Here is a 9631-nt window from a genome sequence, read left to right as displayed (position 1 = left end):
CCGTGACCGTACGCAGCAAGGACAAGGGCGGGCGGCTGGTCACCTGGTCCGCGCGGGTCGAGGTGCTGGCGCCGCACGGCGAGCCGTGGGAGGCCGCCGTCGCCGAGCTGAAGGGCAAGCGGCTCAACGCGGTCGACGCCGAGGCGGTGCCGTCGCGGTGGGCGGCCGACTGCCAGGTCTTCCGGCTGACGCCGACCGGGACCGTACCGGAGCACCCGGGGGCGATGCCCGACGCCTCGGGCGCCACCACCCCCGTCGCCACCCCGGCGACCACCCGCCGCCCCGCGCCCGCGGGACTGCCGAAGCTCCTCGCGCGGCGCCGCAGGACCTGACCGCGGCCCGTACCCGGGCCGGGTGCGGGCGGCGCGCTACTTGCCGACGGTCCTGCCGTAGTCCAGCACCTCGGACTTGGCCGGGGCGGCGAGGGTGAAGTCCTGGCCCCAGTCCGAGAGGGTCAGGGTGCCCGCGTTGCCCGCGCGCTCGTAACGCAGGGGGTAGGGCGAGCCCTTGAGGGAGACGTCGAGGGAGCCGCCCTTGGTGCCGTCGAGCGCGATGGTCCTGGTCGAGCCGACCTTGCGGTGGGCGCCGGTCTTGACGGTGCCGTCCAGCACGAACAGGTCGGCGAGCAGCGTCTTCTTGTCGGTGAATCCGGAGAACTGCTGGTAGGAGGGGTCGTTCGAGGGCACCTTGACGTACTTGCCGTTGAGCTTCGCGGCGGCGGCCTTGCTGTTCTTGTCGCTGCCGCCGTCACCGTAGAAGTCGGCGCCCGCCTTGAGGTAGAGGTCGTCGCCGACGCGCAGCAGCTGGAAGGTGGCGCCCTTGCTGGTGACCTCGCCGACGCCGCCGTTGCTGCGCAGTCGCATGTCGAGGCGGTACGTCCGGCCGCCGCTGACCACGGTGCCGGCCAGCCGGACCGCGACGGCGCTCGCGGCGGCGGACTTCGCCTTCTGCTCGATGGTCCGCACCGGGAGCTTGCCGACCCCGTTGGTACCCGCGTCGGGGTCACCACCGAAGCCGAGGCAGCCGGAGAGCAGGCCGCTCGCGCCGAGGGCGGCCAGAGCGGCGGCGACAGTCCTGCGGCCGTGGTGCACGAGTTCTCTTCCTCCAGGGACGGCGGCTGCGGGCGGCCTCGAAGCTACCGCAGGGTGACGACCTGGTGCACGATGGGCGGCGGGCTCGCGACGCCCCGCGACTCCGGCTGCGGCTTGCCGAAATGCCCTCAGCACCACCCTGTGAGGACACTTCGGCGCCTTGCATCCGAAGCCCCATGACGCCGCTTCTTGATCCACCGCCTGTCGTGCACCAGGTCGTTACTCCCGGGGACTATCCCATGGGGCAGGCAAGATCGGCCGGGAGTAGCCTGAGCGGGTGCGGCGGGTGTGACCCGCAGGCACCGGAGCAGCCCATCGGAGCAGCCCTCCGCAGACCGTAGGAGGCCCCCAACATGGCGGCAGGCGCCCCCCGGGTCTTCGTCTCGCACCTGGCCGGAGTCGCCGTCTTCGACCCGAACGGCGACCAGGTCGGGCGGGTGCGCGACGTGGTCGTGATGTTGCGCGTCGGCGGTCGCCCGCCCCGGGTGCTCGGTCTGCTGGTCGAGGTGGTCAGCCGGCGCCGGATCTTCCTGCCCATGACCCGGGTCACCGGCGTGGAGTCCGGGCAGGTCATCACCACCGGCGTAGTGAACATGCGGCGCTTCGAGCAGCGGCCGACCGAGACGCTGGTGCTGGGCGAGTTGCTGGACCGCAGGGTGCGGCTGGCCACCGACGAGTCGGGCTCCCCCGCCGAGACCCCGGCCGCCGTGGCCCGCTCCGCCGCCGACGACGGCCTCTCCGTCGAGGTCACCGTGCTCGATGTGGCCATGACGCAGTTGCCCTCCCGCCGGGACTGGGAGATCGACAAGGTCTTCGTCCGGCGCGGCAAGAGCGGGGCGCTGCGGCGCAGAGGAGAGGCGCTGACCGTGGACTGGTCGGCGGTGAGCGGCTTCTCGCTCGCCGAGGAGGGCCAGGGCGCGGAGAACCTGGTGGCGACCTTCGAGCAGTTGCGCCCGGCCGACCTGGCGAACGTGCTGCACCACCTGTCGCCCAAGCGCCGCGGCGAGGTGGCCGCCGCCCTCGACGACGACCGGCTCGCCGACGTCCTGGAGGAACTGCCGGACGACGACCAGGTGGAGATCCTCAGCAAGCTCAAGGAGGAGCGGGCCGCCGACGTGCTGGAGGCGATGGACCCCGACGACGCCGCCGACCTGCTCGCCGAGCTGCCGACCGACGAGCAGGAACGTCTCCTCACCCTGATGCAGCCCCAGGAGGCCGCGGGCGTACGGCGGCTGCTGGCGTACGAGGAGCGCACCGCGGGCGGGCTGATGACGACCGAGCCGATCGTGCTGCGCCCGGACGCGACCGTCGCCGACGCGCTGGCCCGCATCCGCAACCCCGACCTGTCCCCCGCGCTGGCCGCCCAGGTGTACGTGTGCCGGCCGCCGGAGGACACCCCGACCGGCAGGTACCTCGGCCTGGTGCACTTCCAGCGGCTGCTGCGCGACCCGCCGTTCACCCTCCTCGGCGCGATCGTGGACACCGACCTGCAACCGCTGGGCCCGGACACCGCGCTGCCGTCGGTGACCAGCTTCCTTGCCACGTACAACATGATCTCCGCGCCGGTGGTGGACGAGAGCGGTTCGCTGGTCGGCGCGGTGACCGTGGACGACGTGCTCGACCACCTGCTGCCGGACGACTGGCGGGAGACCGCGCTGTACGACGTGGACGGCGACACGGAAGGCGACACGGACGGCGACACGGACGACCGCGCGGACGGCCGCGACGTGGACGAGCGCGCGGAGGCCGCGGATGACCGCTGACGAGCGCGAGCGGACCCGCCACCCGGCGGGGGCGACGGCGACCGGACGGCCGCGCCAGAACCGGCTGGACCAGCCGCGCGCACCGCGCCGCACCCTGCTGCCGTCATACGACCCGGACGCGTTCGGCAAGCTCTCCGAGCGGGTGGCGCGGTTCCTCGGCACCGGACGGTTCATCGTCTGGATGACGGTGATCATCATCGTCTGGGTGCTGTGGAACGTCTTCGCGCCCCGGAGCTTCCAGTTCGACCACTACCCGTTCATCTTCCTGACCCTGATGCTGTCGCTGCAGGCGTCCTACGCGGCCCCGCTGATCCTGCTCGCGCAGAACCGGCAGGCCGACCGGGACCGGGTCAATCTCGAACAGGACCGCAAGCAGAACGAACGGAGCATCGCCGACACCGAGTACCTGACCCGCGAGGTGGCCGCGCTGCGGCTGGGCCTGGGCGAGGTCGCCACCCGCGACTGGATCCGCTCGGAGCTCCAGGACCTGGTCAAGGAGTTCGAGGAGCGACGGCACGACGCCGAGCGGCACGGTGAGCGGCGCAACGAGCGGCACGGCCCGGACCGGCCCGGCGACTAGTGCCGCCCGCGCAGTGACGAAGGCGACGGCCGGGGCCGCTGAAGGGCCGCTGGGGACCGCCGTATCCTCGTGCGTATGGCTACCGCTCTGCACGGTTCTCACCCGACCGGCACCCCCACCGACGACGCCGTACGCGCCGCGCTGGCGACCGTTGACGACCCGGAGATCCACAAGCCGATCACCGAACTCGGCATGGTGAAATCCGTCGACATCGCCGCCGACGGTTCGGTCGCGGTCACCGTCTATCTCACCGTGTCCGGCTGCCCGATGAGGGACGAGATCACCGGCCGGGTCACCGCCGCGGTGCAGGGCGTGGCCGGGGTGACGTCGGTGCGGGTCGCGCTGGACGTGATGAGCGACGAGCAGCGCCGCGAGCTGGCCTCCTCGCTGCGCGGCGGCCAGGCCGAGCGGGAGATCCCCTTCGCCCAGCCCGGATCGCTGACCCGGGTCTACGCGGTCGCCTCCGGCAAGGGCGGGGTCGGCAAGTCCTCGGTGACGGTCAACCTCGCCGCCGCGATGGCCGCCGACGGGTTGAAGGTCGGCGTGGTCGACGCGGACATCTACGGGCACAGCGTGCCGCGGATGCTCGGCGCGGAGGGCCGGCCCACCCAGGTCGAGAACATGATCATGCCGCCGTCGGCGAACGGCGTGAAGGTCATCTCGATCGGCATGTTCACCCCGGGCAACGCGCCGGTGGTGTGGCGCGGGCCGATGCTGCACCGCGCGCTCCAGCAGTTCCTCGCGGACGTCTACTGGGGCGACCTCGACGTCCTGCTGCTCGACCTGCCGCCCGGCACCGGCGACATCGCGATCTCCGTCGCGCAGCTTGTGCCGAACGCGGAGATCCTCGTGGTGACCACCCCGCAGCAGGCGGCGGCGGAGGTCGCCGAGCGGGCCGGGTCGATCGCCGTGCAGACCCACCAGAAGATCGTCGGCGTCGTGGAGAACATGGCGGGCATGCCGTGCCCGCACTGCGACGAGATCGTCGAGGTGTTCGGCACGGGTGGCGGTGACCGGGTCGCCGAGGGGCTGTCCCGCACCACCGGGACGACGGTGCCCGTGCTCGGGCGCATCCCGATCGACATCCGGCTGCGCGAGGGCGGCGACGACGGTACGCCGGTGGCCCTCTCGGCGCCCGAGTCCCCCGCGGGTGCAGCACTGCGGGGCATCGCCGCCAAGCTCACCACCCGCTCGCGCGGGCTGGCCGGGATGTCCCTCGGGATCACCCCGCGCAACAAGTTCTGACGTAGCCCTCTTCTGACGTAGCCTTCCCGGCTGCCCCACGCGCCCCTGGATCTGCGGCGGCTCCTTCCGCGAACATGGAAGGAGCCGCTCCTACAAGGGGGCGCGGGAACCGCGCGTGCAACCCTCCACCGGCAGGTGGTCCCTGGACCGGCGGGACGGGGCACCCGGGCGGGTCCGGCTACCCCGCGTACGCGGAAAGGTCCGGGATGGCGGCGAGGGCGAGGCCGTACGCGGACATGTTGCGGCCGTAGGCGCCGAGATGGACCCCGGCTGCGGACCCGGCCATCACCCAGCCGTACTCAGACTCGCGGTAGTGGAAAGCGGTGGGCACACCGTCGACGGGAAGGGACAGGGACGACCATCCGGGGCCGTCCAGCTCGTCGGCGAGTTCCCACGCCGCCGAGGTCTGCTGGTCCAGCCAGTCCTGCCGCAGCGCACGGTCCATCCGGGTGGGCCAGGTCGCCGAGAGCAGCCCTGAGCCGGCCAGCCAGGCCGCGGAGGCGACCGAGGTGGCCTCCATCACCCCGGTGCCGTCGGAGCTGCGCCGTAGCGGCCGGTGGGCGACGGTGACCACGACCGCGAACTTCTGACCCTCCGGGTCGGCGGCCTCGGCCTTGAGCGACGGCTCGTCGCCGTGTCCGGTCGCTCCGTGTTCGACGGTCCCGTCCGCGCTGGTGCCGAGCAGACCGAGCCATCTGGGCCCGGTGAATGCCTGGTCCAGCCCGTACCAGGGGAAGTCGGCCAACAGGTAGCCCTCGACCGCCCCCTGTTGCGTGCCGGTCTTCGTCTCCATATGGGTCGCGCCTCCTCGATGACCGCCCTCCTGGGCGACATGCCATCTTGCCCGACCATGGGCGGGTTAGGGGCGCGAAACGACGTGGGGTGATGCCGAACACACGGACAACGGCCATGCAATCGGGTGAAAACGTGGATTCGGGTTGACGCGACCCGGATCAGGTCGCGTCAGCGTCGAACGGCGGCGGCTCGTCCGGATCCAGCTTCTTCAGCCGGTCGGGGGTGCTGCTGGAGTCCGCGGCGCCGGCTCCGGCGGAACCCGAGGTCGCCGAGGAGGCTGACGCGGCGGCCGAACCGTTGACGCCCGTCCTGACCCCGTTGACCGCGTCGGTGACCTCCGCCATGTCCTTGCGCAGGTCGGTGACGTCGGTGAGGTCCTTGCGCAGGTCGAGGCTCTTGCCCAGGTCCCGCAGCTCGCCGAGGCCGTAGTCGTCGTTCTCGCCGTTGATCAGGTTCTTCCGGATGAAGGTCTTCGGGTTGAGGTCCTCGAACTCGAAGTCCTTGAACTCCGGCCCCAGCTCGCGGCGGATGTCCTCCTTGGCGCTGTCGGAGAACTCCCGCACCTTCCGGATGAAGGCCATGGCGTCCTGGATCAGCTTCGGCAGCTTGTCCGGGCCGAAGACGAGCACGGCAAGGACCACGATCGCGACCAGCTCCAGCGGGCCTATGTCGAAGAACACCTTGCAGCTCCTTGTGACGTCCACAGCCGGCGTGGGCAGGGACCGGCGGAATTTACGGTACCTGCCCGAGCAAGCGATACGGGAGTGGCCGTGGCCAACACTATGCTGCCGCCTGGTGAAGACCTGCGCCGACACCGGTCCCGATCCGACGCCGAACCACCGCTCAGTGCAGCGGGACCGAGCGGTTCTGCACCTGCTGGACCGGCGGTATCAACGGCACGGAGGTGGCGGACGCGACCACGATCCGCCCGCGCCGCTGCTCGTCGCGGTCCTCCGCGCCGAGCACGCCGCGCGGGATGGTGCCGCGGGTGTCGGAGACCTGGCCGGCGCTGAGCGGGCTGACCGCGGGGCCGTCGTCCGGCCGGGCGCCGCTGTCCATCGACGCCTCCATCGGCAGCGCGCTGCCGATGGCGATCGCGGCCATCGAGAAGGCGCCGGCCGCGGCGAAGGCGAAGCGACGGCCACGGGAGGTGCTGTCGTGGACCCGGAAGCCGCGCCCGCGCCCGTCACCGGCGGGCACCAGGTCGGCGGCCGGGCCGAGGAAGGAGAACTCCTCGCGCCGCGCGCCCCCTGACCGGGCCAGACCGGAGCCCGAGCGGCCGGAATCGGATCTGCCGGGGTCGGACAGCACCGAGTCGGGGACCGACGGCCGCGAGCCGAAGAAACCGCCGTCGAACGGGCCGCGACGGTGGCCGGCACCCGCCTCGTCGGCCGACAGGCCCTCGGGCCGTGCCGGGCCACCGGGGCCGTCCTGGCCGTCCATGGCCGGCAGGCCGTGCAACCGCGCCAGCAGGCCGGCGGAGAGGGCCGGCAGCTCCGAGCCGGCGATCACGCGCTTCAGCCGCCGCTGCTCGGCAGCGGCGGCCTTGCACTGCGTACATGTCGCGAGATGGGCCAGCACCCGGTCCCGACTGTCGTCCGTCAGCTCGCCGTCGACGAAGGCGGCAAGCCGGTCACCGAGGTGCTGCTCGGCGGGTGCAGGACGTTGGGGACGGTGCTGCTCGCCTGAACCGCTGCTGCTCACGCTCTCCCGCCCTCCAGGGGTTTGGGTGCGGCGGCAGCGAACGCGGGCGCCGGGCGCGCTCCGGGCGCCCGGTGCTCCAGAGCCTTGCGCAGGTGCGAGCGGCCACGGTGGATGCGGCTTCGCACGGTGCCGAGTTTCACCCCGAGGGTCGCGGCGATCTCCTCGTACGACAGCCCCTCGATGTCGCAGAGCACCACGGCGGCACGGAACTCCGGTGCGAGGGTGTCCAGCGCCTGCTGGACGTCCGCGTCGAAGTGGGTGTCGCTGAAGTGCTGCGCGGGGGACGGCTCGCGGCTGGGCAGCCGCTCCGCCGCGTCGTCGCCGAGGGCGTCGAAACGGATGCGCTGCCGGCGCCGCACCATGTCCAGGAAGAGGTTCGTGGTGATGCGGTGCAGCCAGCCCTCGAAAGTGCCGGGCGTGTAGGTGGACAGGGAGCGGAAGACCCGCACGAAGACCTCCTGGGTGAGGTCTTCCGCGTCGTGCTGGTTCCCGGTCAGGCGGTAGGCCAGCCGGTACACCCGGGCACTGTGCGTGCTGACGATCTCCTCCCAGGAAGGAGGCGTCCACGTCTGGCCGTCTCCGTCGGTGGCGAACGTCGCGGTCGCGGTCGCGGAGTCGGTCGTGCGTGAACTGTCATCAGCGGTGTTGGTCACGGATTTCGGCTGTCCGGCGGACCTACGGAAGCGGTCAAGCATTCCTCGGTCACCGGCCGCAGCCGCACCTCCCCTGTCGGCTCTGGTGGTCTCCAGTAGAGCCCCTACCATATCCACCTCGCCCGTTAGCTCCGGATAAGTGCGCTGTTGCCAAAGCGGAGAGGGGGCTGCCGCTCCATCCCCGCGGGGTGCTGTTGCCACCCGTGTTCTCCAACGCCCGGTCCCATCAGCAGGTTCCCGGCGGCAACGGATACAGTCGCCCGGGCGGCGCAATTGCAAGGAGAACACCGGACAAGGGGAGCGGCCATTACCGGCAACCGGCAGGCGAGCTGGGCGTTCGCGGACGCGTTCGTCGCCGAGGACGACGCCCTGATACGCGCGCGCGCCCGCTCGCACACGGCAGGGCTGCGCGCGGTCTCCCCCGGCACCGGCGCGGCCCTGCGACTGCTCGCCGGGGCCTGCGACGCGAAGTCCGTGGTCGAGATCGGCACCGGCACCGGGGTCTCCGGCATCCACCTGCTGCGCGGCATGCGGCCGGACGGGGTGCTGACCACCGTGGACTCCGAGCCCGACCGCCAGCAGCTCGCCCGCGAGGCGTACCGGGAGGCCGGCGTCGCCGCCAACCGGGCCCGCTTCATCTGCGGCCGCGCCCTCGATGTCCTGCCCCGCCTCACCGACGGCGGATACGACCTGGTCTTCTGCGACGCCGACCGGCTGGAGTGCCTGGACTACCTCGACGAGTCGCTGCGGCTGCTGCGCCCCGGCGGCGTGCTCTGCTTCGAGGGCACCTTCGCCCAGGGCCGCGCGCTGGACGCGGCCCACCAGGACGCCGAGTCACTGCACTTGCGCGAGCTGATGCGTGCGGTACGCGACAGTCCGCGGCTGGCCCCGGTACTGCTGCCCACCGACGACGGCCTGCTCTGCGCCGTCCGCCGCGCCTGACCGCTCAGCCCTCGGCGCGTCAAGCGCCCGACTGTTCGCCGCCGCAACCCGCGGGCCGAAGGACGCGCCGGTCCGGGGCCCCGGGAGGCGGGCGGACGACATACGAGGCGACATAAGAAGGGCATGAGCACGGCCACGTACGTGGGACGTACGTGGCCGCGACGATTTCGGACCGCTGGTCTCAGACGATGGCCTTCTTCAGCGCATCGCCCAGGGCGTCCGCCTCGTCCGGGGTCAGCTCTACAACAAGCCGCCCGCCGCCCTCCAGCGGAACGCGCATGATGATGCTCCGCCCCTCCTTGGTCACCTCGAGCGGGCCGTCACCCGTCCGCGGCTTCATGGCCGCCATGCTCGTTCCCCTTCCTGAAACCAGCTCGGACTCGAACACATTGGTTCTCGGCCATTATCCCGCATCAGTCGACCTGATGACCAATAGCCGTAGCACTCCGTTGTACATTCCGATCCCCCAAACCCGGCCATTTCGCCGGGTTGGGCGGCTTTCGGGCCCGGCGCGGTTTGATGTACGTCACATGTCGGACCGTCATCGGGTCCGGCATCCTGGCCAGGACACTTGCCGCGACGAAGGGGTTCTGGCATGGGCGAGAGCGTGCTGTACGAGGTCGAGGACGGCTTGGCGACGGTCACTTTGAACCGTCCCGAGGCGATGAACGCGCTCGACACGAATACGAAGAACGCGTTGCGCGAGGCGTTGCGGGCGGCGGGCTCCGACGAGGCGGTGCGCGCCGTGCTGCTCACCGCGCGGGGCCGGGCGTTCTGTGTCGGCCAGGACCTCAAGGAGCACGTCGGCATCCTGGCGGCGGGCGGCGGCATGACCACGGTCGCCGAGCACTACAACCC

The 9631-nt window shown here is 71.7% G+C and carries 11 protein-coding genes and 1 pseudogene; 6 read left to right on the top strand and 6 right to left on the bottom strand.

Annotation, left to right across the window (positions count from 1 at the left end):
• A pseudogene (locus tag AC13HU_RS23035) lies at window positions 1-332 on the top strand (hypothetical protein); the annotation flags it as partial.
• Between the two features lie 36 nt (window positions 333-368).
• Here the strand turns inward: AC13HU_RS23035 and AC13HU_RS23030 are convergent.
• Window positions 369-1091, bottom strand: coding sequence for a hypothetical protein (locus AC13HU_RS23030; RefSeq protein ID WP_483043837.1), 723 nt, complete (start codon window positions 1089-1091; stop codon window positions 369-371).
• Between the two features lie 353 nt (window positions 1092-1444).
• Between AC13HU_RS23030 and AC13HU_RS23025 the strand changes: the two genes are divergently transcribed.
• From AC13HU_RS23025 to AC13HU_RS23015, 3 genes are all read left to right on the top strand, one after another.
• Window positions 1445-2854 carry a magnesium transporter MgtE N-terminal domain-containing protein gene (locus AC13HU_RS23025; protein WP_483043836.1) on the top strand — a complete coding sequence of 470 codons (1410 nt, stop codon included), beginning with the start codon at window positions 1445-1447 and terminating at the stop codon, window positions 2852-2854.
• On the top strand, window positions 2844-3434 hold the full coding sequence (locus tag AC13HU_RS23020; RefSeq protein ID WP_483043835.1) for a DUF1003 domain-containing protein: 591 nt from the start codon (window positions 2844-2846) through the stop codon (window positions 3432-3434). The genes AC13HU_RS23025 and AC13HU_RS23020 overlap by 11 nt, the downstream gene beginning before the upstream one ends.
• A 75-nt stretch (window positions 3435-3509) precedes the next feature.
• Entirely contained in the window at window positions 3510-4679 is a 1170-nt protein-coding gene (locus AC13HU_RS23015; protein ID WP_483043834.1) for an Mrp/NBP35 family ATP-binding protein, read from the top strand.
• Window positions 4680-4857: 178 nt separating this feature from the next.
• On the opposite strand, the gene AC13HU_RS23010 is transcribed toward AC13HU_RS23015, so the two are convergent.
• From AC13HU_RS23010 to sigE, 4 genes are all read right to left on the bottom strand, one after another.
• Entirely contained in the window at window positions 4858-5472 is a 615-nt protein-coding gene (locus AC13HU_RS23010) for a hypothetical protein (RefSeq protein WP_483043833.1), read from the bottom strand.
• A gap of 160 nt (window positions 5473-5632) precedes the next feature.
• Window positions 5633-6154 carry a sec-independent translocase gene (locus AC13HU_RS23005; RefSeq protein WP_483043832.1) on the bottom strand — a complete coding sequence of 174 codons (522 nt, stop codon included), beginning with the start codon at window positions 6152-6154 and terminating at the stop codon, window positions 5633-5635.
• A gap of 163 nt (window positions 6155-6317) precedes the next feature.
• Entirely contained in the window at window positions 6318-7178 is an 861-nt protein-coding gene (locus AC13HU_RS23000) for an anti-sigma factor family protein (RefSeq protein WP_483043831.1), read from the bottom strand.
• Window positions 7175-7942, bottom strand: a complete 768-nt coding sequence (sigE, locus tag AC13HU_RS22995) for an RNA polymerase sigma factor SigE (protein WP_483043830.1) — start codon at window positions 7940-7942, stop codon at window positions 7175-7177. Before sigE ends, AC13HU_RS23000 begins: the two co-directional genes overlap by 4 nt.
• 162 nt (window positions 7943-8104) lie before the next feature.
• Here sigE and AC13HU_RS22990 point away from each other — a divergent pair, with 162 nt between their 5' ends.
• Window positions 8105-8773: an O-methyltransferase gene (locus tag AC13HU_RS22990; protein WP_483043829.1), complete on the top strand. Its 669-nt coding sequence runs from the start codon at window positions 8105-8107 to the stop codon at window positions 8771-8773.
• Between the two features lie 181 nt (window positions 8774-8954).
• Here the strand turns inward: AC13HU_RS22990 and AC13HU_RS22985 are convergent, their stop codons facing one another.
• Window positions 8955-9122 (bottom strand): DUF3117 domain-containing protein, encoded by a 168-nt coding sequence (locus tag AC13HU_RS22985; RefSeq protein ID WP_073493047.1) that lies wholly within the window; start codon window positions 9120-9122, stop codon window positions 8955-8957.
• 246 nt (window positions 9123-9368) lie between these two features.
• Here AC13HU_RS22985 and AC13HU_RS22980 point away from each other — a divergent pair.
• Window positions 9369-9631: enoyl-CoA hydratase/isomerase family protein (locus tag AC13HU_RS22980; protein ID WP_483043828.1), on the top strand; the 263-nt coding region annotated here is incomplete at its 3' end.

Source organism: Streptomyces sp. NH27, from assembly GCF_056859195.1.
The sequence above is the reverse complement of the archived record's forward strand: the minus strand, read 5'-3'. Positions and strand labels throughout refer to the sequence as shown.

What these genes read in the sequence shown, in the direction of transcription:
- AC13HU_RS23015 (WP_483043834.1), top strand. Translation starts at nt 3,510, where the DNA reads ATGGCTACCGCTCTGCACGGTTCTCACCCGACCGGCACCCCCACCGAC.
- AC13HU_RS23010 (WP_483043833.1), bottom strand. Translation starts at nt 5,472, where the DNA reads ATGGAGACGAAGACCGGCACGCAACAGGGGGCGGTCGAGGGCTACCTG.
- AC13HU_RS23025 (WP_483043836.1), top strand. Translation starts at nt 1,445, where the DNA reads ATGGCGGCAGGCGCCCCCCGGGTCTTCGTCTCGCACCTGGCCGGAGTC.
- sigE (WP_483043830.1), bottom strand. Translation starts at nt 7,942, where the DNA reads ATGGTAGGGGCTCTACTGGAGACCACCAGAGCCGACAGGGGAGGTGCG.
- AC13HU_RS22985 (WP_073493047.1), bottom strand. Translation starts at nt 9,122, where the DNA reads ATGGCGGCCATGAAGCCGCGGACGGGTGACGGCCCGCTCGAGGTGACC.
- AC13HU_RS23020 (WP_483043835.1), top strand. Translation starts at nt 2,844, where the DNA reads ATGACCGCTGACGAGCGCGAGCGGACCCGCCACCCGGCGGGGGCGACG.